Source organism: Streptomyces sp. NPDC048461 (assembly GCF_055587105.1).
Window position 1 is genome coordinate 32,537 of sequence record NZ_JBVJGW010000006.1, and the last position, 25,719, is coordinate 58,255.

Sequence of the window (25,719 nt, forward strand, 5' to 3'; positions counted from 1 at the left end):
TATGGTGGAGAGCGGGGGAGGTGTTTTCTTTCGAGCGAAGCAGGAGGCCGCGGGTGCCTGGTTTTACGCATCTGCACACCGTTTCGGGGTTCTCCGTGCGTTACGGCGGATCACACCCGGACCGGCTGGCGGAACGGGCCGCGGAGCGGGGCATGGACGCCCTGGCCCTCACCGACCGCGACACCCTCGCGGGCGCGGTGCGGTTCGCCAAGGCATGTGCGAAGGCCGGCATCCGGCCGCTGTTCGGGGCCGACCTGGCCGTGGCGCCCCCGGCGCCGTCGGGCAGGTCGGGCGCAGCCGCCGGGTCGGCCGGGTCGGGGGGCCCGGCCGGCCCGGGACGGCCCGGTGCGGGCGGCGCCCGGCCGGGTACGGGGCTGGTGCGCACGGGGCTCGCGGACGGCGGCGGGGCCGGGTGGGCCGCGGCCCGGCCGGGCTCCGGTTCCGGCTCCCCGGGCTTCGGCGCGGTGCCGGGTTCCGGCTTCGGCGCCGCACCGGGGTCCGCGCAGGGCGCCGGGTCCGCCGAGGTCTCGTACCGGCGGCGGAACCCGGTCAAGGGCGGCGCCTTCGTCGACGAGTCCGCCCCCCGCGCGGTCTTCCTGGCCCGCGACGGCGCCGGATGGGCCGAGCTGTGCCGGCTGGTGACCGCCGCCCACGCGGCCGGGAGCGCCGAGCCGACCGGATCCGGGGCGGGTTCCGGGCAGCCGGTCGTGCCCTGGGGCGCCCTGGGCGGGGGCGGCGTGTACGTCCTGCTCGGGCCCGGTTCCGAGGTGGGGCGGGCGCTCGCCGCCGGGCGCCCCGACCGGGCCGCGCGCCTCCTCGGGCCCTGGCGCGAGGTGTACGGGGACTCCCTGCGCCTGGAGGCCGTCCACCACGGCCGCACCGGCACCGGCCCCGGCTCGCTGCGGCTGGCCGCCCGTACCGTCGGCTTCGCCGCCGAGCAGGGGGTCCCGGCCGTCCTCAGCAACGCCGTCCGGTACGCCGACCCCGGCCAGGGCCCGGTCGCCGACATCCTCGACGCCGCCCGGCGGCTGGTCCCCATCGACCCCCGGGGGCCGCTCGACACGGGCGAGCGCTGGCTCAAGGACGCCACCGCCATGGCCGAGACCGCCGACCGGGTCGCCGAGGCCGCCGGCCTGCGCCCCGCCGACGCCCGCCGGCTCCTCGCGGAGACCCGGCGTACGGCCGAGGCGTGCGCGGTCGACCCCGAGGACGACCTCGGCATGGGCTCCGTGCACTTCCCCGAGGCCCGGCTCGTCGGCGCGGCCCGCCGCAGCGCCCAGCGGGTGCTCACCTCCCGGGCCTCCGCGGGCATGGTGCTGCGCGGTTACGCCGGCGACCGCGCGTACTGGGAGCGGATGCACCAGGAGCTCGACGTCATCGCCTACCACGGCTATGCCTCGTACTTCCTGACGGTCGCTCAAGTCGTGGACGACGTAAGAGAGATGGGGATTCGGGTGGCCGCCCGCGGCTCCGGCGCCGGCTCCCTCGTCAACCACCTCATCGGCATCGCGCACGCCGACCCCGTCGAGCACGGCCTGCTCATGGAGCGCTTCCTGTCCAAGCGCCGGCGCGTCCTGCCCGACATCGACGTCGACGTGGAGTCCGCCCGCCGGCTGGAGGTCTACCGGCGCATCATCGACCGGTTCGGCACCGAGCGGGTCGCCACCGTCTCCATGCCCGAGACCTACCGGGTCCGGCACGCCATCCGGGACGTCGGCGCCGCCCTGTCCATGGACCCGGCCGCCGTCGACCGGCTCGCCAAGGCCTTCCCGCACATCCGGGCCCGCGACGCCCGCGCCGCGCTGGAGGAGCTGCCGGAACTGCGCGACGTGCGCGGGGAGTCGTACGGGCGGCTGTGGGAGCTCGTCGAATCGCTGGACGCGCTGCCGCGCGGGAGCGCCATGCACCCGTGCGGGGTGCTGCTCTCCGACGCCTCGCTGCTCGCCCGTACGCCGGTGGTGCCCACCAGCGGCGAGGGGTTCCCCATGTCCCAGTTCGACAAGGACGACGTCGAGGACCTCGGGCTGCTCAAACTGGACGTGCTGGGCGTGCGGATGCAGTCCGCGATGGCGCACGCGGTCGCGGAGATCCGGCGCGGCACGGGGGAGGAGCTCGACCTGGACGACCCGGCGCAGGTGCCGCCGGGCGACGAGGCGACGTACCGGCTGATCCGCTCGGCCGAGACCCTGGGCTGCTTCCAGATCGAGTCCCCGGGCCAGCGCGACCTGGTGGGGCGGCTCCAGCCGTCCACCTTCCACGACCTGGTGGTCGACATCTCGCTGTTCCGGCCGGGGCCGGTCGCCGCCGACATGGTGCGGCCCTTCATCGAGGCCCGGCACGGCCGGGCGCCCGTCCGCTTCCCGCACCCCGACCTGGCCGACGCGCTGCGCGGGACGTACGGGGTGGTCGTCTTCCACGAGCAGATCATCGAGATCGTGCACGTCATGACCGGCTGCGGGCGCGACGAGGCGGACCGGGTGCGGCGCGGGCTGTCCGACCCGCAGTCGCAGGGGCGCATCAAGGTCTGGTTCGCGGCGACGGCGGCCGGGCGCGGCTACCCGGTGGAGGTGATCGCCCGTACCTGGGAGATCGTCGAGGCCTTCGGGTCGTACGGCTTCTGCAAGGCGCACGCGGTGGCCTTCGCGGTGCCGACCTACCAGTCGGCGTGGCTGAAGGCGCACCACCCCGCGGCCTTCTACGCCGGACTGCTCACCCACGACCCGGGGATGTACCCGAAGCGGCTGCTGCTGGCGGACGCCCGGCGGCGGGGCGTGCCGGTGCTGCCGCTGGACGTGAACCGGTCGGCGGTCGCCCACCGCATCGAACTGGTGTCCGATGCGGTGGGCGGGGGTACGGGCGCGGGTGGGGTGTGGGGGCTCCGGCTCGGCCTGTCCGACGTGCTCGGCATCAGCGAGGCCGAGGCGCGCCGGATCGAGGACGGGCAGCCCTACGCCTCCCTGCGCGACTTCTGGGACCGCGCCCACCCGGGGCGCCCCGTTGCCGAACGGCTGGCTCAGGTCGGGGCGTTGGACGGGTTCGGCGCCAACCGACGGGATCTGCTGCTGCACTTGACGGAGCTGCACGGTGCGCAGCGGGCGGCCGGAGCCCGTGGGGGCGCCCAACTCCCGCTGGAGGGAGGCCGGTCCACGGCCTCTGTCGGACTGCCCGACCTGAGCGACGCGGAACGGCTCAGTGCCGAGCTGGGCGTCCTCGGCATGGACGCGTCCCGGCACCTGATGGCCGACCAGCAGGCCTTCCTGGCCGAGCTGGGGGCGATCCCGGCCCGGCGGCTGCGGGACACCGCGCACGGGCAGACGGTGCTGGTCGCGGGGGCCAAGGCAGCCACCCAGACCCCGCCGATCCGGTCGGGGAGGCGGGTCATCTTCACCACGCTGGACGACGGGACGGGCCTGGTCGACCTGGCCTTCTTCGACGACAGCCACGAGCGCTGCGCGCACACCGTCTTCCACTCCTTCCTGCTGCTGGTGCGGGGCGTCGTGCAGCGCCGGGGCCCGCAGAGCCTGAGCGTGGTCGGGTCGGCGGCGTGGGACCTGGCGGAGCTGGTGGAACTGCGGGCGTCGGGCGGCCTGGACGCGGTCGCGGCCCGCCTGGCCGCGGGCGGGGACGGCCGGGGAGGGGACGGGGACGGCCGGGGTGACGGCGGAGCCGGTGACGGCGGCGACGGCAACGGCAGCGGCGGTGCCGCCGCGGGGGACGGGTCGGAGCCGCAGGCGTCCGGGGCCGGGACCGGGACCGGGTCTGGGTCTGGGGCCGGGACCGGCCGCCGGATCCGCATGTCCACGGGGTACGAGATGAACCCCTGGGCCGACCTCCAGCCCCCGGGCACCGGCCCCGCGACCGGCCGCAAGCTGTGGCACTCCAGCCCGGGGAGCGCGGGATGACCCGCGCCGGCGCGCCGCGGGCCGTGATGTGCCTGCGGCTGCGCCCCGCCGACGGGGGCCCGCTCGGGGCGGAGGCGTACGCCGGGGTGCTGGCGCTGCTCGGCGGCCTCACCCCGGTCGTGCAGGCGCTGCCGCCCGACGCCGCGCTCGCCGATGTCCGGGGCGCCCTGCGCTACTTCGGCTGCGACGCCGTCCGGCTGGCCGCCGTCGTCCGGGTCCGGGCCCTGGCCCTGTACGGGGTGGACGCCGCCGCGGGCATCGCCGGGAACCCCATGCTGGCCCGGACCGCCGCGCGCGACGCCCGCCCCGGGGAGACCCTGGTCGTCCCCGACGAGCCCGCCGCCGTGGCGCGGTTCCTGGCCGGCCGCCCCGTCACCGACCTCGACGGGGTCGGCGCCAAGGCCGCCCGGACGCTGTGCTCCTACGGTCTCGACTCCGTCGGGCGGGTCGCCGCCGCGCCGCCCGCCGCGCTGCGGCGGATCCTCGGGGCCCGGCTCGGCCGCGAGGTGCGCGAGCGTGCCCTGGGGATCGACCCCACCGCCGTCCGGCCGGGCTCGGCCGCCCGGGCCGTCGCGGCCGAACGTCCCTTCGACCGGGACGAGCTGGACCCCGTACGGCACCGGCGGGCGCTGCTCTCGCTGACGGAGGAACTCGGTGCCCGGCTTCGTACACAAGAACCCGGGCAGGGGCAGGTCTGCCGCACCCTCTCGCTCACCGTCCGCTGCGCCGACCGCACCACGCTCACCCGCACCCGCACCCTGGCCGAACCCACCGCGCACTCCGCCGTCCTGACCGCGACGGCCTACGCCCTGTACGAGGGCCTCGGCCTGCAGCGGGCCCGGGTCCGCGCGCTGTCCCTGCGGGCCGAGGACCTGGCCCCGGCCGAACGGGCCGCGCGGCAGCTCAGTTTCGACCCCGGCGACGAGAAGGCCCGCCGCCTGGAAGCCGTCACGGACCGGGTGCGGGCCCGCTTCGGGCCGCACGCGATCGCCCGCGGCACGCTCGCCGCGGGGCGGGCGGCGTAACGGGGCGGTGCGGCGGGCGGCGTGACGGGGCGGTACGGCGGGCGGTGTGACGGGTCGTGCACCGGGCGGCTCGGGGCCGGGCCGGGGCCTCGGGCGGCTGCGGCGCTCGCCGGGCCGTCTATCAGTCCGCGGGACGACACGGCGATTTTTTACCGACGCGTAACTTCCCAGTTTTGCTACCCGCCCGTAATTTGGCGGCAGCAGCACCCCTTGTGATCCGGATCACGGGACGAGCCCCCACGCCCCATCCCCCCGCGCCATCCCCTTGAGTCGCAACCGCAAGGAGATCACACGATGCTGCCCTGGAGACGCCTGCTCCGCCCGCTGGCCGTCCTCACCCTCGCCGCCGCAGCGCTCGTCGCCCCCACCGGCGCCGCGCAGGCCGCGTCCGCACCCAGCAGCGGCTGGAACAACTGGTCCTGCAAGCCGTCCGCCGCGCACCCGCGCCCCGTCGTGCTCGTCCACGGCACCTTCGGGAACTCCGTGGACAACTGGCTGGGCCTCGCCCCCTATCTCGTCCACCGCGGCTACTGCGTCTACTCGCTCGACTACGGGCAACTGCCCGGCGTGCCCTTCTTCAACGGGCTCGGACCCATCGACAAGTCGGCCGGCCAGCTCGACGTCTTCGTCGACCGGGTCCTCGCCGCGACCGGCTCCGCCAAGACCGACGTCATCGGGCACTCGCAGGGCGGCATGATGCCGCGCTACTACCTGAAGTTCCTGGGCGGCGCCGACAAGGTCAACGCCCTGATCGGCCTGGCCCCCGACAACCACGGCACCACCCTGCTCGGCCTCACCAAACTGCTCCCGTACTTCCCCGGCGCCGAGGACCTGATCAGCGCCGCGACCCCGGGGCTGGCCGACCAGATCGCCGGATCCGCCTTCCAGAACAAGCTGAACGCGGGCGGGGACACCGTCCCCGGCGTCAAGTACACGGTGATCGCGACCAAGTACGACCAGGTGGTCACCCCGTACCGGACCCAGTTCCTGGACGGTCCGAACGTACGGAACGTCGTGCTCCAGGACCTGTGCGCGGTGGACCTCTCCGAGCACGTCGCCATCGGGCTCACCGACCGGATCGCCTGGCACGAGGCCCTGAACGCCCTCGACCCGGCCCACGCCGAACGGACCACCTGCGCGTCGGTCTTCGACTGACGCACGGGCGGTCCGGGGGCCGCGGCCCCCGGCTGCCGGTCCGCGGACCGGCAGCCGGGGAGCCGGCGAGGTCCGCGCCTAGCGGCCGTGGCGGCCCGCGGTCGTACGGCGGCGGGCCACACCGAACAGCACGGCCGCACCGACGGCCAGGACGGCGGCCCCGCCGATCGCGATGACCGGAGTGGCGCTGCTGCCGCCGGTCTCCGCGAGGTTCGAGCCGTCCGACGAGCCCGCGGGGACCGGGGCGGAGACGGCCTTGCCGTTCGTCTTCGGGTCGTTGTCGCCGTGGCCGTTGTGCTCCACCGAGGACTTGTCCGCGCCGGCGGCGATCTGCTGGTCCGTCGGGACCTGGGCCACCGGGCCGGTGCCGGGCTGGTCGGACGGCTCGCCGCCGGGCTGGTCCGAGGGCGCGGAACTCGGCTTCGAGGTGGGCTTCGTGCTCGGCTTGGTGCTCCCGCCGCCCGAGGTGCCGGTACCGGTACCGCCGGCCGTGGCGCCGGCGCCGCCGGTGGCCCCGCCCGTGCCCGTGCCGCCCGTCGCACCGCCGGTGCCGCCACCGCTGCCGCCGTTGTCCTTGCCGAAGACCACGTCGGAGCAGGTGTAGAAGGCCTCCGGGCTGTCCGAGCGCTGCCAGATGCTGTAGATCAGGTGGCGGCCGGTCTTCTTCGGGACGGTGCCGGAGAAGACGTAGTCACCGTTCTGCATGCCCGGGTCGGTGGACTTGAGGAAGGGCGCGGCCTCCAGGTCGGACCACTTCAGCGGCTTGGCGGGGTCGTACCCGTCCTTCGTCACGTACAGCTCGAAGGACCCCTTGTGCGGGGCGGTCCCCTTGTAGCGGAAGGTGTGCGCGCCCGCCGTCATCGGGCTCGACGGCCAGTCGGCGCGGGCCAGGTCCAGCCCCTTGTACTTGCTGTTGCCCGCCGAGCACAGCTGCCCGTCCGGGATCAGGGACTTGCTCTGCCCGGCCGCGTTGGCGATGTTCACCGCGTTCCAGTCGTAGAACGCCTGCGCCCCGCTCGCCGCCACGGCCGCCTTGCACGCGGCGGACTTCGGCGACTCCGGCCCCTCCGCGTAGCACGCCGCCACCCGGCTCACCGGGTCCGTCATCGACCCGTGGGCGGCCGCGGGAGCGACGGCGTACGCGGCCACCGCGAGCGGGGCGAGACCTACGGCGGCGATACGGGTGGCGGTGCGGCGTACGGGCATGGGTGGATCTCCTTCGGAGCACAAGACGGGGGTGCGCCAGCGGTGTCGGGCAGTGCGGCGCCGCCCCCGACGGGGGATGCGGCGCCGCTCCGGCCCTCCCTGGCCCCGCCAAGCTAGCCCGCGAAACCCCCCGTTTCCCGAGCCCAAGCCCCCAAAGCCCGATCCTTAGGCTCCACTTAAGGCACCGGTAAGCAGCCCCTCAGGAAGGGCCTTCGCGAGCCATTCCGCTTCACGGATCCAGTGAGGGTTCCGGCCTGGTTCGTCCGGCGTCGCCGGACGGGCGGTCCGCAGTGCCGACCGCGCACTGGGCGTGCCCGCCCGTCGGCAGTCCTGGGGACTGCTTCTTCACCTCTTTCGCAGCGGACAAGGAGCGGATCGCCTCGGAAGCGTCGTCTCTGGTATTCGCTGTTCTGGTGTGCGGCAACGAGGTGGTGACCGGTATCTCCAGGGAGGACTCTCCAGGCTCCTCACGCTTACCGACGTAGGCGCCTCCACCGTTAAGGTGTCTGCCCAACAGGGCAGGCAGCTCGGGATCTCAGGCCCTAAGGGGCAATTGGCGCTGGTCTCCCGGCGCTCGTTCCCGGCTCGAATCCTGGACCAAGGCTTGTCCCGCAAACTGCCTGCTCAGGGCCTGATGGCATGATCGAGGCGTGATGAGTGGACCCGCTCGCCCCGGTGCGATGAGATATGTCCTGTTTGATGTCGATGGCACGCTGATCGATGCCGTGGACAATCAGCGCCTGGTCTGGCGCACATGGGCAGAGGGGTACGGGCTGGACCCTGTTGAGGTTTACCGAGTGGCGCTGCGGACGAGGCCCATGGAGACGTTCGCGCAGGTTGCCCCGGACCGGGATCCCCGGGAGTGCCTGGCCACACTGCACGAGTTGGAAGACGAGGACGTCCGGTCCGGCACCTATACGGCCTTCGATGGCGCGTCGGAGCTGCTGAGCGCGCTGGAGCCCGGGACCTGGGCACTGGTGACCTCGAACTACGGGCACCGGGTACGTGGACGTTTCGCGCGGACGGCCCTGCCGGTCCCGAAGGTTGTCGTGGATGCGGCCGCTGTGGCGGAAGGCAAGCCGTCGCCGGTGCCGTATCTGCAGGCAGCCGCTCAACTTGGTGCCCAACCGGAGAATTGCCTGGTCATCGAGGACGCCCCTTCCGGGGTGCAGTCCGGGCTGCGTGCCGGGATGACGGTGTGGGGCGTCAACGCCCCCACAGCAGTGGACGGCGTGCATCGCCACTTCGGCAGCCTGCGCGAGGCGGTCCGCGACATCCTCGCCTTCGCATCTGGGCCCCGCCCTGACCGGCCGGAGGGGGCGGCCCCAGTGGAATGATCTTGCTGTGGCTGGTGTGATCACGGCGTCGGAGCCGTCCTGGACAGTCCCGTTCACCGGGCTGAGCCCGCGCCGGTTCATGAAACCGGTGACGGCGCTGCGTCGCGCGGGGGTCGATGCCACCCGCCGGGGCAGACCGTGGAGCCTGCTGCTGGAAGACAGAACGCTGCTGGTCACGGCGTACTGGCGCACCACGATGCGCCGGCTCGCCCCCTGTTCGGGATCTCCCTCGGCCCATCTTGACCATGCCGAGCTTCTGCGCGAGGTGCAGGGACTGGGTGAACAGGCCGGCGAGCGCGTCCAGGTGGCGGCGGCGAAACCGGGCGAGATGGTCCTGGGGCAGCCGGTCGTCCAGCGACGGCGGCAGCAGCAGGACCTGGTGCGGGTCGAACGCCCGGAACCGCTTGTCCACCCCCGCCGCACGGCCCTGCGGCCGCTTCTTCTCCACGGCTCGACCTCGAACAATCCATCCCCACCACCCATACCCAGATGATCCACACGAATGAGCACGAACCGCAGGCCGGGTGCCGGTTACTGAGACACGCTCCTGGCCACCGGATGGCGGAAGCCCCCGCCCGGATCTTCCGGGCGGGGGCTTCGTCTTGCTCTTTGCGGTTCCGACCATCAGACGATCAGAGGATCAGGCGGTCCGACCGCGATTTACCAGAGGCCGGGCTCTGCGGTCCAGCCCTGGACGTAAGGGCTGAAGCCACCGTCCGCCTTGGCCTTGTAGGTGAAGGCCGAGGTCTTGCCGACGGCGTAGTTGTACATGAACGTGATGTCCTCACGTCCGTCGCCGTCGGTGTCGCCGGAGGCCGGGTGGCCGGTCGACGAGGAGTACCACTGGCCCGCTCCGACGAACCAGCTGCGGAAGTCCTCGTTGGTGACCCCGCCGTCCGTCTTGCCGAACATGGTGAACAGGCCGGAGCTGCCGCCGTCGTAGTCGTAGAACGCGCCCAGGTCGTCCCGGCCGTCGCCGTTGTAGTCGCCCGCGGTCCAGCGGGTCTTGGCGAAGTTCCAGTTGGCCTGGTTGCGGGTCCACGAGGCGATCGGTGCGGCGAAGCCGCCGTCCGCCTTGCCGAGCATGGTGTAGGCGGTCACCTTGGCGTTGCCGGAGTAGATCGCGAGGATGTCGTCGCGGCCGTCGCCGTTGAAGTCACCGGCGACCTCGTAGCCAAGTCCCCAGGTCCACGCGTTGTTGGCGGAGCGCCAGCTCGCGACGGAGTTCTTGAAGGAGCCGTCGGCGTTCGACAGGAAGGTGTGGAGGCCGGAGGCGCCCGAGCCCTGGTCGTAGAACATCGCGACGTCGTCGCGCTTGTCGCCGTTGAAGTCGCCGGCGACGATGCGGCCCTTGCTCGCGGTCCAGTTGCCCGGGGCGATGTAGGCGCTGCGCGGCAGCACCTTGAAGGTGCCGTCGGCCTGGCTCAGCCAGGTGAACATGCCGTTGGAACCGTCGGCGTATCCGTACAGTGCGGCGATGTCGGAGCGGCCGTCGCCGTTGAAGTCACCGGCGACCCACTTGGATTCGGCGAAGGAGAAGTGGCCCTTGCCGCTGACGTAGGCGAGGTCCGGATTGGCGAACTCGCCGCTCGGCTCGGCCGACTGGACGTAGAGGCCGATGGTGCTGGCACCCAGGTCGTAGACGGTCGCCAGGTCGCTGAGCCCGTCACCGTTGAAGTCACCGGCCAGCTCGTGGCGCAGGTGGGCGGTGCGGTCGGCCGGCTTGTGGTCGAGGGTGACGCCGCTGACCCGGTCGTGCCGGATGTAGCCGCCCTCGAAGTCGGCGCGGACGCCGCTGTGGATGTCGTACTCGCCCGAGGTCGGGTAGCCGAGGTAGCTGCCGCCGCCGCCCACCGCGAGCCACTTGGCGCGGATGCTGCCGAACACGGGCCAGGAGCCCTTGTCACCCGGCAGCCAGTAGATGGAGGCGGTGTCGCTGGTCTGGCCGCGCAGACGGAAGTGGTTGTAGCGGGACTTTCCGTCGGTGGTGGCCGTCTCGTCGGTGGTCGGGTAGCCGAGGCGGCTCGGGCCACCGGTCAGCAGATAACGGGCGTAGATGTTGCCGTGGATCGACCAGGAGCCGGTCTCGGGCGACCAGTAGATGGCGCCGTTGCCGCCGGAACCGGTGAAGGTGGTGAAGGCACCGGTCTCGTCGAAGGTGCTGTCCTCGTCGGAGGTCGGATAGCCGAGGAAGCCGGTCTGTGCGCCGAGGGCGATCCACTTGGTGCGGATGCCGTTCTGGAGGGACCAGGCGCCGGTGCTCGGGTGCCAGTAGATGGAGATGTTGTCGCTGGTGTAGCCGGTGCCGCGCAGGTGGACGTACTTGCCGCCGTCCGCGGTGGTGGCGATGTTGCCCGAGGGCTTGCCGAAGGCGGTGCCGCCCTTGGCCTTGTACTTGGACAGGATCGGCCCGCACAGCTGGTGGTTGCTGCCGGTCGTGACTCCGGGCACGCTCTCGCACTCGGTCCACGGGGTGCCGCTGACGGCGACCTGGCGGGCCGAGGAGAACGCGTTGCCGCCGATCGGAGCCCGGCCCTGGAACTCGTAGATCACACCGTTCTGGTCACGCGCCCACAGGTCGGGGAAGCCGTCCTTCTCGAAGTCACCGAGGCTGGCGAGCTGCGGCCAGGCGGTGCCGAAGAACTCGGTGCCGATGGTGGTGGTGCGGACCGCGGGGTCCGCGTACACCGTCAGGTCCAGGGCCGACTTGGCCGCGGTGTCCGTGGTCTTCTTGCTGGTGTACTGGTGGATCTTGCCGTTGGTGTTCTCGCGGGCCCAGATCTCCGGCAGTCCGTCGCCGTTCAGGTCGCCCGGGGCCGCCAGGGTCATGTTGGCCCAGTCAAGGTTGCCGAGCCGGACCGGCTCCAGGCCCCGCTTGCCGAGGGTGCCGGTGGGGAACCCGAAGTACAGCCAGAGCTCGTCACCGGTCCGGACCAGGAGGTCCGGGTTGTCCTTCTCGTCGATGACACCGTCACCGGTCTCCGCGTCGACGGCGATGTCGTCGTTGACGCTGGAGATCGCGACGATCTGGTCGGCCTTCTCCAGCTGGTCCGAACCCGCGTTAGGGCCCGTCGCCGTCAGCTCGACGCGATGGGCGTCAGTCAGCTGGAGATCGCCGTTGCCGGTGCTCGGGTAGACGTACAGCTTCTTGAGGGTGGGGTCGTCGGCCGAAGGCTGCAGGACGACCAGGTCCTCGTAGAAGTCGCCGCCGTTCCAGCTGCCCCACTGGGTCAGGGAGACGGCGCTGCTGAACTTGCCCTGGGGGGTCTTGCGCGGGATGCCGAACGCGGCGCCGCCCTTGCCGGGCACGAACCACAGCGAGCCGTCGCCCGGGTCCACGCTCCAGATGTCCGTGATGCCGTCACCGTTGGTGTCGCCGTGCTTGTCCCGCTCCGGCGGGCGCTTGGCGTGGAACGTGTAGGAGGTGGTGTCGGAGCGGTTGCCCGCGGCGTCCAGGCTCCACACGTACAGGGTGTGCGGGCCGGCTGCCGTCGGCGTGTACTTGATCTGCGCCGGGCCGCCGACCGAGGTGGCGTTGACGGTCTTCACGGTCGGGTTGTCGGCCGTGTGCCACTGGTACTTGGCGATGTCGGTGATCTTGTTGGGCTTGAAGTCGAACGTGCCCTCGGTCCGCGCGAGGGTCTGGTTCGCCACGTCGTCGGCCGGGTACTGCGCTGAGACCACCTCGGGGGGGCTGCCCGGCTTGGTGGCGTCGACGTTCAGCGTGCACTGGCCTGCCCACGGACCCGCATCGGTGCCGTCGGAGACCCTCACGTCCCACTTGTACGTACCCGAGAAGGGTCCGAGGATCGTGGCGGACGCCACGTTGCCCGAAGCGCGGTCGACGAAGACCTTCTTCAGGGTGCCGTTGTAGTCGTCGGCCCGCCAGAAGTGGAACTCGGCCTTCAGGAGATTGTCCTCGTCGTCCTGGACCTTGCCGCTCAGGACGATCTGGTCGGTCTTGCCGATGGTGCCGCCGGCGCAGGGGACGTACGGGTTCATGGTCCGGCCGGTCACCGGGTCCGGAACGGTGTTGTACTTGGTGGAGATGCGGAGGCTGTCCGGGTTGAGCTTGCGCCAGGACACGTCGACCGTGTCCCTGGCGGCCTTCAGGCCCAGCGTCCAGGAACCCCACTTGTACTGGGCCGCGTCCGCGACCGCGGACTTCACGTCCAGCTCGATCGTGTCGCCGTCACCGGGGCAGTTGCGGCCACCGTAGGAGGCACCCGAGGCGGACACCAGACGGGTCCAGTTCGGCTGCTTGTTCCAGGTCGTCGCCTTGGAGATGGTGCCGGTGTCCCACACCTGGATGTCACCGGAGTTGCAGCTCCAGGAACCCGCCGACTTCTGCTGGATGCGCAGCGTGGCTTCCATGATCTTCTTGCCGTGGACGGCGCCCATGGGCACCTGGAAGAAGGTCTTGGCGCAGACGACAGCGTTGCCCTTCTGGGCGTCCTTCGCACAGCCGACGCGGGCTTCCTTGCTGAGGGTGCCGCCGTTCCAGTAGTTGGTGTCGGCGGTACCGGAGATGCCGTTGTGCTTGTAGGCGATGGTGTACGCGGACTTCCAGTCGTCCCGCCACTTGGGGTCGATGACGACGGGGAAGTCGGTGTCCTCGCCCGTGAGCAGGGCGCGGTCGGTGGTGAGGGTGAGCTTGTCGCCCTTCAGCGCCACACCGAGGTCGGCCTGGCTGGTACCGAGCGAGATGCCGTCGACAGCGGGCACCTGGTCGGCCACCGGGGTGACAGGGGTGACAGGGGTATCCGGGGTCTCCGTGGCGGAGAGGGCGGCCTCGGAGCCGGTCGCCGCCTTGGCGCCTGCGGCGGCGGCCTCGGCCTGGTCCTTGGCGGAGGTGCCGGCAGCCCCCGCCGCGGCCGGCTTGTCCGCACCGGAGTCCCACATCTGGGGCTTGGCGGAGCTGAACAGCGTCCGGCCGGAGGGGTCGACGGCGTTGAGCTCGCCGTTGGCCTCCTTGCGGACGGTGACGCCGTTGCCCTTGAGGGAGAAGTCGATGGAGGCCAGCTCCGGGTTGGCAGCGGCCTCGCGGTTCTTCACCACCAGCTGGTGGGTGAACCCGTTGGCGTCCGCTTCGACCCGCAGGTCGACGCCCTTGAGCACCTCGGCGTACGTGGCGGCGCTGCCGTCCACGGTCGGCGCCGGCAGCGGCTTCGGCCAGCTGAGACTTATGTCCCGGCCGTCCTTGCGCATGGTGACCAGCGGGGAGGTGCCGCCGCCGGAGAAGGTGAGGCCGCTGCGGGTCGCCTTGGCGGCGATCCGGCCGTCCTTCTGCTTGGCGAGGCCGGTGTCCACGGGGACGAGCTTGCCGTTGCGGTGCACACGCACCGGCACCACGGCCTGCTCGGTGGTGAACGATCCGTCCGGGTTGGCCCAGAGCTCTTCGCTCTCGGTGCGCTCGGCGACGATCTCGACCCGCTTGCCGGTGCGCTTGGCCTCGGCCGCCGCCTTGGCATTGCGCTCGGTCTCGGTGGTCGTCTCCGTGTCCTGGGCCTTGGGCTTGGCGGCGGCGGAGGCCAGCACGGGCGCGGCCGCGGTGGCGACGGGCGCGCCGATCAGGGCGGCGGCCAGTGCCGTCGCCACGGCAAGTACGGGCGCCCTGTGTGAGGGCGGTGCTCCTGCGACGCGCTCCCGCGTCGTGAAGGGTCTCAACTGAGTGATTCCTCGGGGTCGGCTTCGGCTACCCCACATCGGGGCGTCCGAAAGAAGTCGGCTGAACCTCCGAGTGGAGGCCGAGATTCGGCCGCCCACAGGAAGGTCACAGATGTTCGATTGATTTGTAGCACCCAAAGCCTTGTTGATTCGAGCCGATACACCTGCGCCCGGCCAGCCGAGCGGCCCAATATCAGACCCTTTGCGGAATATCAAATTCCGAATAATGTATTCCACTTACCCCTCAGGACCTGCGACGATGCCCCACCGGGCGCCGCTTCCAGCTGACTGGAATTTCGACGGGCACCTCCCCCCGCTGTTAGGTTCAGCGTGAATGCACATGCTCGCGGATTGCTGTGATTCGCGTTACCCAACGGGGGAGTGTTCGATTTGAGAAGGACTCAGGCGCGCGCGATGCGTGCGCCTATGAGGCGTGTCTGGCGGTGGCCGATACCACTGCTGGCCACGACGCTGCTCGCGAGCGGTATGACGGTGATCGAGGCCTCGGCGGCCTCGGCTGCCAAGCTCCCGGGCCTGCAGAAGCTGACGAAGGTCACCGGCGAGGACGTCAAGGGCAAGCCCGCGAAGGGCCCCGCCGAATCGGACCTGAAGGCGTGGAAGGGCGCGCCGAAGATCGCCTGGCCCGCGGCCGGTTCGGCTGAAATCGCCCTCCCGGACGCCCCGGTCGCCCCAGTCGTCGCGGAGACGGCACTGAAGTCGGCCACAGCCGGCGCGTTCGGCCTCCCGGTGAAGGACACCGGTCTGGCCGGCAAGCCGGTCAAGGCAGGCAAAATGCCCGTCTCGGTAGCGGCTGTGACGCCTGCCACGGTCCCGGCCGCGGCGAAGTCGAAGTCCGCCCCGGCGGCCAAGGCCCCGGAAGCGAACCCGACCGGTGTGAAGGTGAAGGTCGATCTCCTCGACCAGAGCGCCGCCAAGCGTGCGGGCCGTCCCGGCAACGTGTTCCTGAACATCGCCCGCACCGACGCGGGCAAGAGTGCCGCGCCGGTGTCGGTGGAGCTGGACTACAAGGCGTTCAAGAACGCCTACGGCGGCAGCTGGGGCTCACGCCTGCGCTTCACCGCGATCCCGTCGTGTGCGCTGACGACTCCGAATCACCCTGACTGCCAGGGCAGCTTCCCCGTCACCACGCAGAACAACTACGAGACCGGCAAGCTGGTCGCCACCTTCGAAGCCCCCGCCAAGCCCGCCGCGCAGCCGGGCGGCGAGTTGAAGTCGGCCTTCGCTTCCCCCGCCTCCACGGGTGGCATGATCCTGGCAGCCTCGCCGGGTGCCTCGGGTGCCAACGGCACCTTCAACGCCACCTCGCTGAGCGCCTCGGGCTCCTGGCAGGCCGGCGGCTCCGCAGGCGACTTCTCCTGGTCGTACCCGTTCGACATCCCGGCTTCGCTGGGCGGTCCGAGCCCGTCGCTGTCCCTCGGCTATTCGAGCGCGAACATCGACGGCCGCACCAACGCCTCCGCCCAGCAGACCTCGTGGGTCGGTGACGGCTGGGACCTCGCCTCGAACTACATCGAGCGCGGCTACACCCCGTGCAGCCAGGACAAGCGCGAAGGCTCCGGGTTCAACAACCCGAAGGACGACACCGGCGACCTCTGCCACGGCGCCCCGATGGTCATCATGTCCCTCAACGGCGGCTCCACCGCCCTCGTCCTCGACGACGCGACGAAGAAGTGGCGTCCCGCGAAGGACGACGGCTCGAAGATCGAGCAGCTGACCGGCGCCACCAACGGTGACAACGAGGGTGACCACTGGCGGTTCACCAACCCCCAGGGCGTCCAGTTCTACTTCGGCCTCAACAGGCTGAACGGCTGGGCGGCGGGCAAGCCGGTCACGAACTCCACCTGGAACGTTCCGGTCTACGCCAACCACCCCGGTGAGCCCTGCTACAACGCCACCTTCGCCAACGCGGTCTGCAACCAGGCCTACCGCTGGAACCTCGACTACGTCGTCGACCCCCGCGGCAACGCGATGACGTACTGGTACCAGAAGGAAGGCAACTTCTACGGCTCCAACTACAAGATCGCAGGCGGCTCCACCGCCCGCGCCTACGACCGCTCCGGGTGGCTCGACCACATCAGCTGGGGCCTGCGCAGCGACAACCTCTTCGCCAACGCGCCCGCCGAGGCCCGCTTCAAGGTCGAAGAGCGCTGCCTGAAGACGCAGACCTTCGACTGCGACCCGGCCAAGCTCAAGCCCGAAGTCGACTGGAACATCGCCAAGGAATGGCCGGACACCCCCGGTGACCAGCTGTGCGCCTCCGGCGAGGAATGCAAGGGGCGCTTCACCCCCACGTTCTTCTCCCGCAAGCGGCTGACCGAGGTCAGCACCTTCGTCTTCAACGGCACCACCCACAAGCCCGTCGACACCTGGAACCTGATCCAGGGCTTCCCCGACACCGGCGACGGCACCGACTACCCCCTGTGGCTGTCGGAAATCCGCCACGTCGGCAAGAACGGCGCGACGCTCGAACTGCCCCCCGTCAAGTTCCGGGGCAAGCAGCTCGACAACCGCGTCGACGCCCACGCCGACGGCAAGGCACCGTACAAGCGCTACCGCATCGAAGCCATCGACACCGAGACCGGCTCCACGATCAGCGCCCACTACGCCGCCAACCAGTGCAAGATCGCCGATCCCAGGAACATGCCCGCCTCACCCGAGGCGAACAACCTGCGCTGCTACCCGGTCATCTCCGAACTCCCGGACCCCACCGACCCCGAGCGCAAGCGGAAGATCTACTCCACCGACTGGTTCCACAAGTACGTCGTGGACTGGGTCCAGGAGGAAGACCGCAACGGCAACTCCCCGACCCGCCGGACCGAGTACCAGTTCATCGGCGACCCCGCCTGGGCCTTCGATGACGAGACCGAGATGATGCGTCCCAAGACGCGCACCTGGTCCCAATGGCGCGGCTACGCCAAGGTCCGCACCCTTATCGGTGTCGCACCCGACAAGCGGTCCATGACCGAGACCCTCTTCTTCCGCGGCCTCGACGGCGACCGCGCCACCCCCAGCGGCGGCACGAAGACGGTCAAGGTCAAGGACTCCGAGGGCAACCAGATCGCCGACCACCGCCTCTACGCCGGCCAGACCCGCGAGGTCCTGGCCTACAACGGCGAAGGCGGCGCCCTCGAAGCGGCCACCACCTACACCCCCTGGCTCCACGGACCCACCGCCACCCGCCTGCGCAAGGGCGAAGTCGCGGCCGAGGACATCGAACCCCTCCAGTCCTTCGTCCAGCAGACCACGGGCGTCCAGTCCCGGATCCTGCTCTCCGACGGCCGCGGCTGGCGCCGCACCGCGCTGGAGAGCAAGTTCGACAACCGCGGCATAGCCGAATGGGTGTCGGACCTGGGTGACGTCGCCGACCCCTCGGACGACACCTGCGCGCGGTACGAGTACGACTCGGACGAAACCCGCTGGATCATCGCCCGCCAGAAGCGCGTCGAAACCGTCTCCAAGGCCTGCGATGCCGCAACTCAGCGCCCGGCGGATGTCACCTCCGACGTCAAGCTGGCCTACGACGCCGCGGGCAACCTGAAGTCCTCGGAGTCCCTGTCCGGCTACAGCGGCAGCACGCCGCAGTACCAGCTCGACGGCAGCTCCACCTTCGACGCCTACGGTCGTCCCAAGACCACCACCGACGTGTTCGGCAAGGTCACCAAGATCGACTACTCCCCGGCGTCAGCCCAGATCGTCACCAAGGTCGTCTCCACCAACTCCGCGGGCCACACCCAGACCACGGAGACCGATCAGGGCCGCGGTTCGATCCTGACGAAGACGGACACCAACGGTCGCCGTCAGGTCATGGAGTACGACCCGCTCGGCCGCCTCACGAAGGTGTGGTCGCCGTCCCGGAACCCGACGACCAAGTCGCCGGACGGCATGTTCTCCTATGATGTCCGACCCGACGGTCCGGTCGTCATCACCAACAAGGCGCTGCTGGATGACGGTACGTACCGCACCAGCTACGACATCTACGACAGCAGCCTGCGGATCCGCCAGACCCAGATGGAAGCCCTGGCAGGCGGCCGCATCATCACCGACACCTTCTACAACAGCCTCGGCCAGGTCTGGAAGTCCAACGGCGCCTACTACACCGCCGGCGAAGCCTCCGGTGTCCAGTTCGCCCCGCGCGACAACGAGGTCCCCTCCTCCACCATGACCGAGTACGACGGCTCCGGGCGGTCCATCGCCCAGATCAGCCGCAAGCTCGGTGAGGAGACCGACCGCACGACGACCGCGTACGGCGGCGACAACATCACCGTCGACCCGCCGAAGGGCGAGACGCCCACGCGGGCGTTCCTCGACGGAGCCGGCCGCAAGACCGAACTCCGGCACTACCGCTCCGACTCCCCCACCGGCGCCTACGACAAGACGACTTACGGGTACGACCGCCGTGGCGCGCTGGCGTCGGTGGTCAACCAGGCGGGCGACAAGTGGACGTTCGAATACGACATCCGCAACCGTCAGATCAAGCAGACCGACCCCGACAAGGGCACCGCGACGACGACGTACGGTCCGGGCGACCGGCCGACGTCCTCGACCGATGCCCGGGGCAAGGTCGTGGTCCCGGAGTACGACTCGATCGGTCGGATCGTCGCCACCCGTGAGGGCTCGCTGACCGGCCCGAAGCTGACGTCCAACACGTACGACACGCTGCCGGGAGCCATCGGCCTGCCGGTCTCCTCGACCCGGTACATGAACGGTCGTGCGTACACGCAGGAGATCACCGGATACGACAACGAGTACCGCCCCACCGGATCGAAGATCGTCATTCCTGCCGAAGAGGGCAAGCTCGGCGGTACCTACGAGTTCACCACCGGCTACCGGGAGAACACCGGTCTGACCGAGTGGACCGAGCAGCCGGCGGTCGCCGGCCTGCCCATCGAGCTCACCACGATGAAGTACAACCACTTCGAACTGCCCACCATGATGGGCATCGAAGGCAAGACCTTCGTCGACAAGGTCGACTACTCGCCCATGGGCGATGTTCTCCGCACCTACGCGGGCGCTGCGGGCTCGCAGGTCTACACGTCCAACTTCTACGACGAGCAGACCCGCCGCATCACCCGCAGCGTCAACACGCAGGAGAGGTCTCCCGCCGCGATCAACGACACGTCGTTCCAGTACGACGCCGTCGGCAACATCCTCAAGGTCTCCGACAAGGAGGGCACCAGCCCCACCGCCGACACCCAGTGCTTCGCCTACGACCACATGCGCCGCATGAGCGAGGCCTGGACCGCCACCGACGACTGCGCCGCCCAGCCGGACGCGGCAGGACCCGGCAGCAAGCCCCGGGTCGGCGGACCCAACCCGTACTGGAACTCCTACAGCTTCGACGCCGCCGGCAACCGCACCAAGGAGATCCAGCACAGCCCCACCGGTGACCTCACCAAGGACGTCACCCGCGCCTACACCTACGGCACCCCCGGCCAGGCCGCCGCCAACGGGCTCAAGAAGGTCGACACCACCGGACCGGGCGGAACCCGCACCGAGTCGTACAGCTACGACGCGTCCGGCAACACCAAGACCCGCACCCTCCAGGGCGACACCCAGAACTGGGAGTGGGACAACTCCGGTCAGCTGACCAAGGTCACGAAGGGCACCGAGTCCACCGAGTTCGTCTACGACGCTTCCGGTGAGCGGCTGATCAAGCGGGACAAGACCGGAACCACGCTCTACCTGCCCAGCACCGAGGTCAAGCTCACCCCCGCCGGCAAGCTGGAGGGCACCCGCTACTACTCGCACCCGGCCGGACCGCGCATGGTCAAGACGGTCAAGGACGGCGTGACCACCACGTCGTACCTGATGGGCGACAAGAACGGCTCGGCGACCACCGCGGTCGATTCCAAGACCGGAGTCGTCACCCGCCGCAAGTTCACCCCCTACGGCGAGGCCCGCGGTGCGCAGCCTTCCGTGTGGCCGGGCCAGCGCGGATTCGTCGGCGGCGAGACCGACGAGACCATCGGCACCGTTCACCTCGGTGCGCGTGAGTACGACCCGGCAACGGGCAGGTTCCTGTCCGTCGACCCCGTACTCGACTTCAACGAACCAAAGCAGCAGAACCCCTACGCGTACGCCAACAACTCCCCGGTCACCTTCAGCGACCCGTCGGGTCTGTCGATCGCGCCTCCCACGATGCCGATCAAGGACTTCACGGATGCGGAGGCCGCTTGGGCCCGCATGATCCAGGGCAAGAGCGCTCTGGACATCGCCCTCGAAGTGGCCATCGGCATCCTGAAGGATGTCTCCGGCTACAACGACATCCGCGACTGCCTCAGCGGATCGTGGGGCGCCTGCGCCGGACTCGCCCTCGACGCGGCCCTGCCGTTCGCGGGACGCGCCAAGCGCATCATCAAGGCACTCGACCGCGCCTGGGAGGCCTTCAACAGCTGGTCTCAGAAGCTGGCCCTGGCACGGGACATCCTCATGAGGGTCCAGCGCTACGAGCAGGCCATGGCCAAGTACGCCGAGGACCTGGCCGAGTGGAAGCGTCAGCTCGAAGAGGCCGCGGAGCGGGCTCGAAAGCTGGAGGAAGAGGCGGCGGCAGCCCGAAGAGCTGCGCAGGAGGCGGCGGCCGCGGCCGCCAAGAAGGCCGACGAGGCCAAGGCCACCGCCGCTCGACAGGGCAAGGTCTCCACTCAGAAGGCCAAGAAGGCCGACGGTGGTGGAAAGGCTTCGAAGTCCGCCGAGACCAAGAAGTCCGACGGCCCCAAGAAGTCCGAGTCCAAGGACAGCGACGGCGGCGGCTCCGAAGGCGGCTCCTGCAAGATCGGCAACAGCTTCGTCCCGGGCACCGAGGTGCTGATGGCGGACGGATCCGCGAAGCCGATCGAGGAGGTGGCCATCGGGGACGAGGTGGTCGCGACCGACGAGCGGTCCGGTACCACCGGGGCTCAGCCCGTGGTGGCCCAGATCCTCGGACAGGGCCAGAAGAACCTGGTCGAGATCACCATCGATACGGACGGCACGGCCGGTACGGATCTGGGCAGGATCACCGCGACCGACGGCCACCCCTTCTGGGTGCCTTCCCTGGGCAAGTGGCTGGACGCGAAGGACGTCACCGCCGGCCAGTGGCTGCAGACTTCGTCGGGGACCTGGGTGCAGGTCGCCACGGTCGAGCGGTGGACGCAGCCCCAGTCGGTGCGCAACCTCACGGTGGCGACGGCTCACACGTACTACGTGCTCGCTGCCGCCACCCCGGTTCTCGTCCACAACAACGGTTGCGGCGAGACGAAGACCGATGCGACCAGCACGTGGACCCCGGACGAGGAGTACTCGGACGCGGCCATCGCGGCGCGTTCGGCGCAGTGGTCCGAGCAGGCCGGTCTCACGAAGAAGCATGACCAGCTGGCGAAGACGGTGGCATCGAACCCGAACTACCCCCAGCGCCTGACGACCGTTCGCAACTCGGACGGCACTACTACCCGGGTTGCCGACAACTTCCGCAACCGCGGAAACGCCAAGGGATGGGGTGACTGGAGAAACTCTCCGATCTTCGACATGGAAGGTCCGGGGCTGAACCAGGTCACCCAGATCCGCGTCATGGTCCACCATACGACCGGTGAAATCGCATGGTTCCCGGTCAAGAACGGGGAACATGACTACAACAACCCGGTGTACTATAAGTACGGGCGAAGGTAACGCCGATAGAGACTAGCTGAGAAATCTCCACCGATGGGGTGGGCCGTCACCACGGCCCACCCCATCGGCCTTGAAGGAAAGAAAACATGAGCGAAATCAATTCGGGACTCCTGCAGGCCTTCGCCGCAAGCGGATTCACGTTTCACGAGGTGCTCGAACCGCGCGGCGATCTCACCCCCTTCCTGGTGGCACGCCGACTGTCCCGCCTCACCTCTCAGGACGGTCTGCAAGAGACGCTCATCGAGCATGAAACCCCGGACCTGACCGCCGCCATCAACAGGGCATGGGAAGAACTGGCCACAGCGGGCGGGCTGTTCACCACGACGAGCGCGGATGGCCGACGGGAATTTCTGATCGGGCTCGACATGGATTTCGACCCGTCGGCCCAGGGGGAACCCGAGGATGAATTTGAGGAAGAATCCGGGGACGAGTCGGTTCCGCGTTACCGGTGGGTGCGGGTGGCCTTGACCGACCATTGGGACATCGCCGGAGCAGGCTGCGAAAGCGGCCTGCTGGGAGCGGGTCGCGGCAACCCGACATTCACCATGTCCTCACTCACCGGTGACACCATGATGATTGCCTCGTACTGGCAGAGCGGAATCGGCATCGAGCTCGTCAAACACCCGGAGAGGATTGAAACCCTCAGGGAGAGTGCGGAGCAGATCGCCGCCGACGACTCCGTCGAGAGCCGCCAGCGGGAATGGGCCGAACTCTGGCTCGAACAGAGCGGCGGCTAAGGGCTGTCCCGTAAATGATCTACGAGTCGCCTTAGGTTGGCCGCAGTGACCCGTGGGCCTATCCGGCGAGGGCGAGGTTGTGCATCCGTGCGATGCCGAGCATGGCGTGGTGGACACCATCGCCCTTCAAGCGGCAGTCGCGGAGGATCTTCCAGGCCTTCATACGGGCGAAGACGTGCTCGACCCTGGCGCGGACCTGCTTGTGGGACGTGTTGTGCTCCTCTTTCCAGGCCGGGAGTTCTGCCCTGGCCTCGCTGCCGACGGCGGGGGACGACGAGTCCGGTGCCCGGGTATCCGCCGTTGGCGATCGTGGTCGTCTTGCCACGACCCGGTGGTCGGTGGAGTACCGGTGGTTCCTCGACCGCTCGGCGATGGTGTGGTCTCGGGTGGGGACCAGAGTGCCGTCCACGATGAGCACGGCATCCTTGGCGAACCGCTTGCGCGACTGGAGCGCGAACTTCGGCCCCAGGTGGTCGATGATGCGGTCCGCTGCCGACTTCGAGATGCCGAAGAGTGGGGCCAGTTGTCGCATGGACAGGTTCGTTCGCCAGTACGCGGTGACCAGCGAGGTCCGGTCCTGACGTCCTCCCCGGCGTCCGGGGCGACCTCGACGAGCCGCTGGTCTCAGGCCCTGCCTCGGCTCTCGTCCCGGTCCTCCTTCGCCTCGTCGACAGAGGACGGATCGAAGTGTGCCAGCTCGTGCCCTGGACAGCGCCGGATGGCACTCTCGGTCAGCAGCCCGGTCCCCCCATCCCGACACCGGACCTTCCCGCAGTCCTGGCGAACGCCGAGAACTGGGAGTACCTGCAATCCGGCACATGGCTGGGGTGCCTCACCCTGACCCTCACCGAAGCAGGACAGAGGATCCACCGCTGACACGCAGTCTCAACGGCACCCTTCCCGGTGTGGGAGCAGCGGGCAACTCCCGCACCGGGACGTTCCCCGAGAGCCGCGTCGGCAGGGTCGCCCGGCGGGCGGATACGCTCCGGGGATGGAGCGTGCAGAGGTTCTCAAGCGAGTCATCGGCATCCTCACGGAAGCCCAGGAGATCCGCCGGGCCGCGGAGGCGGGCGAGGACGACGACGGTCCCGAACTGGAGACGAGGGTAGTCACCAAGCTGCTGAACGAGATGCTGCCCTCGATCAGCGTGCCCGCCGAGTCCTCCCCGCAGCAGGTGGCCCGTCTCGTCGCGGAGGCGCTCGGGCCCGCGCTGCAGACCATGGTCGCCGGGTTCAGCCTGGCCTTCACCAGCCTCGCCATGGCCCACGACGCCGGCCGGACGGACGTCTCCGCCATCGGAGTCCTGCAGGAACTGGCCCTCGAAGTGGAGGCGGGCGTCTACGACGAGGGCGCGTAGGGGCGCGCCGGAGCGGCGGCATCAGGACATCCGGAACTTCCGTTGTCATATGCCTATCGGTGCCCCTGTCCCGTGCGTAGGGTGTGGCCCCGGACCATCCCGGACCGTCGCCCTCCCGGCTCCCCACGGGAGGGCGACGGCGTCTCCCCGCCCGGGGGACCGCCCGCGGGCGACACCCCCTAGCGCAGGAGCGCCGGCAGGCCCGCCGGGGTGCGGGCCTGGTCGTCCAGCGCGTCCAGCGCCCGTACGGCCTGGGCGGCCGCCTCCGGGTCCGACACCGCGAGGCCGCTCGCCGCGAACTCGTCCTCGTCCAGGCGCAGTACGGACGTCCCGTCCGCCGAGACCCACAGGTCCAGGTCCAGGTCGTCCACCAGGATCTCCCCGCCGCGCACCAGCGCCGGGCGCGTGACGTCGCAGTACCAGCCCTTGAGGACCCCGTCGCCGGTCCGGACCTCCTTGACCGCGTACCAGCGGGTCCGCCAGAAGTGCTCCACGAACACGTCGCCCGGCTCGAAGCGGACGAAGCCGAAGTCCCGCGCCTCCCCGGCCGCCCAGGGGGCGCGTACGGAGATCCGGTCGCCGTCGTCGGCGACCCGGGCCGCCGGGTAGCGGATCTTCTCGCGTCCGGCCTTGGTCAGGACGACGGTCAGTTGCTGCTCGCTCACTGTGCCCCCAGTTTCTTCGTGTAGCGCGTCTCGGTCGCGCAGATCTCGTATCCGAACCGGTCGTTGACGGCGAGCATCGGCTCGTTCCCCGCGTCGTTGCCGGTGAACGCCTCGGTGTACCCGGCCGCGCGGGCCCGGTGCAGGGAGGCCGTCTTGGCGAGCTTGGCCAGGCCCCGGCCGCGGAACGCGCGCAGGGTGCCGGTCATCGCCGAGCCGTACCGGCGGACCCCGTCGGTCTGCGCGGCGGTGAAGGCCGCCACCTCCCCGCCGACCAGGACGACGGTGGTCAGCTCCTTGTCGAGGGTCGGGTCGTTCCAGGTGCGCGCGACCCAGTCCGCGTAGTCGTCGAGCACGACGGCGACGTCGCCCGGCTCGTCGGACGTCGCCTCGGCGTCGGCGAGGAACAAGGGACGGGGATCGGCGGCGAAGGCCGATCCGGGGAGCAGCTCCACCCCCTCCGGGAGCGGCTCCGGCAGCGCGGGCAGTACGGCCGCCGCGAGGTCCAGGCGCAGGAAGTGCGCGGAACGGCTGGGCCGGTAGCCGTGCCGTTCGGCGAAGGCGCGGCTGTACGGCTCGTCGAGCACCCAGGCGTACACGTCCACCGCGCCGTGGCGGGCGAGGTGCTCCTCGGCGCCCCGCAGCAGGAGGGCGCCGGCGCCGCGGCCGTGGTGGGCCGGGTCGACCTGGGCGTTGACGTAGGCCTGCCCGGGCTCGGGGCTGTCGTGGACGACGCCGACCTGGGCGGTGCCCACGACCCGGCCGTCGGAGTCCTCGGCGACGAGCACGCGCAGCTGCCGGCCGGGGTGGGCGGAGGCCGCCTCGAAGGTGACGCCCCCGGCAGTGGTGATCAGGAAGGGGAGGGCCGCCCGGCGGACCCGCGCGACGGCGTCCGCGTCCGAGGGGTCGGCGCGGCGGAGGTCCCGCACGAGAACGGTCATGCGGAGGACGCTACGTGCGGGCTCGTCCCGGGCGCCTCCCAATTAGCCGCCGATGGGACAGAATC

11 protein-coding genes and 3 pseudogenes are annotated in these 25,719 nt (G+C 70.3%); 8 read left to right on the forward strand and 6 right to left on the reverse strand.

Features of this window, described 5'->3' with window-relative positions; genetic code table 11:
* Positions 1–53: 53 nt before the first annotated feature.
* The 3 genes from ACZ6S8_RS12590 (at position 54) to ACZ6S8_RS12600 (ending at position 6,082) form a co-directional block, all read left to right on the forward strand.
* Positions 54–3,902: a DNA polymerase III subunit alpha gene (locus ACZ6S8_RS12590; protein WP_469454979.1), complete on the forward strand. Its 3,849-nt coding sequence runs from the start codon at positions 54–56 to the stop codon at positions 3,900–3,902.
* Complete coding sequence (locus ACZ6S8_RS12595; protein ID WP_469454981.1) at positions 3,899–4,927, forward strand: DNA polymerase Y family protein; 1,029 nt, start codon at positions 3,899–3,901, stop codon at positions 4,925–4,927. The genes ACZ6S8_RS12590 and ACZ6S8_RS12595 overlap by 4 nt, the downstream gene beginning before the upstream one ends.
* A 294-nt stretch (positions 4,928–5,221) precedes the next feature.
* Entirely contained in the window at positions 5,222–6,082 is an 861-nt protein-coding gene (locus ACZ6S8_RS12600; RefSeq protein ID WP_469454984.1) for an esterase/lipase family protein, read from the forward strand.
* Positions 6,083–6,160: 78 nt separating this feature from the next.
* On the opposite strand, the gene ACZ6S8_RS12605 is transcribed toward ACZ6S8_RS12600, so the two are convergent.
* Complete coding sequence (locus tag ACZ6S8_RS12605) at positions 6,161–7,288, reverse strand: lytic polysaccharide monooxygenase (RefSeq protein WP_469454986.1); 1,128 nt, start codon at positions 7,286–7,288, stop codon at positions 6,161–6,163.
* Between the two features lie 680 nt (positions 7,289–7,968).
* On the opposite strand from ACZ6S8_RS12605, the gene ACZ6S8_RS12610 reads away from it, so the two are divergent.
* Positions 7,969–8,625: an HAD-IA family hydrolase gene (locus tag ACZ6S8_RS12610; protein WP_469454988.1), complete on the forward strand. Its 657-nt coding sequence runs from the start codon at positions 7,969–7,971 to the stop codon at positions 8,623–8,625.
* A gap of 7 nt (positions 8,626–8,632) precedes the next feature.
* Positions 8,633–8,848 (forward strand): annotated as a pseudogene (locus tag ACZ6S8_RS12615) (IS5/IS1182 family transposase); the annotation flags it as partial.
* A gap of 6 nt (positions 8,849–8,854) precedes the next feature.
* Here the strand turns inward: ACZ6S8_RS12615 and ACZ6S8_RS12620 are convergent.
* Positions 8,855–9,037 (reverse strand): annotated as a pseudogene (locus ACZ6S8_RS12620) (hypothetical protein); the annotation flags it as partial.
* Positions 9,038–9,285: 248 nt separating this feature from the next.
* Positions 9,286–14,223: an FG-GAP-like repeat-containing protein gene (locus ACZ6S8_RS12625; RefSeq protein ID WP_469454990.1), complete on the reverse strand. Its 4,938-nt coding sequence runs from the start codon at positions 14,221–14,223 to the stop codon at positions 9,286–9,288.
* Positions 14,224–14,778: 555 nt separating this feature from the next.
* Here ACZ6S8_RS12625 and ACZ6S8_RS12630 point away from each other — a divergent pair.
* Positions 14,779–21,957, forward strand: coding sequence for a polymorphic toxin-type HINT domain-containing protein (locus ACZ6S8_RS12630; RefSeq protein WP_469454992.1), 7,179 nt, complete (start codon positions 14,779–14,781; stop codon positions 21,955–21,957).
* Positions 21,958–22,043: 86 nt separating this feature from the next.
* Positions 22,044–22,694 (forward strand): hypothetical protein, encoded by a 651-nt coding sequence (locus tag ACZ6S8_RS12635; protein WP_469454994.1) that lies wholly within the window; start codon positions 22,044–22,046, stop codon positions 22,692–22,694.
* 58 nt (positions 22,695–22,752) lie between these two features.
* Here ACZ6S8_RS12635 and ACZ6S8_RS12640 read toward each other — a convergent pair.
* Positions 22,753–23,454, reverse strand: a pseudogene (locus tag ACZ6S8_RS12640) (transposase).
* A gap of 231 nt (positions 23,455–23,685) precedes the next feature.
* Here ACZ6S8_RS12640 and ACZ6S8_RS12645 point away from each other — a divergent pair.
* A complete protein-coding gene (locus ACZ6S8_RS12645; protein WP_386532549.1) occupies positions 23,686–24,051 on the forward strand; it encodes a hypothetical protein in 366 nt (121 codons plus the stop codon).
* 179 nt (positions 24,052–24,230) lie between these two features.
* On the opposite strand, the gene ACZ6S8_RS12650 is transcribed toward ACZ6S8_RS12645, so the two are convergent.
* Together ACZ6S8_RS12650 and ACZ6S8_RS12655 are read right to left on the reverse strand one after the other, a co-directional pair.
* Positions 24,231–24,716 (reverse strand): ribonuclease FAU-1 family protein, encoded by a 486-nt coding sequence (locus tag ACZ6S8_RS12650; RefSeq protein ID WP_469454996.1) that lies wholly within the window; start codon positions 24,714–24,716, stop codon positions 24,231–24,233.
* Entirely contained in the window at positions 24,713–25,654 is a 942-nt protein-coding gene (locus ACZ6S8_RS12655) for a GNAT family N-acetyltransferase (protein WP_469454998.1), read from the reverse strand. Before ACZ6S8_RS12655 ends, ACZ6S8_RS12650 begins: the two co-directional genes overlap by 4 nt.
* Between the last annotated feature and the right edge of the window lie 65 nt (positions 25,655–25,719).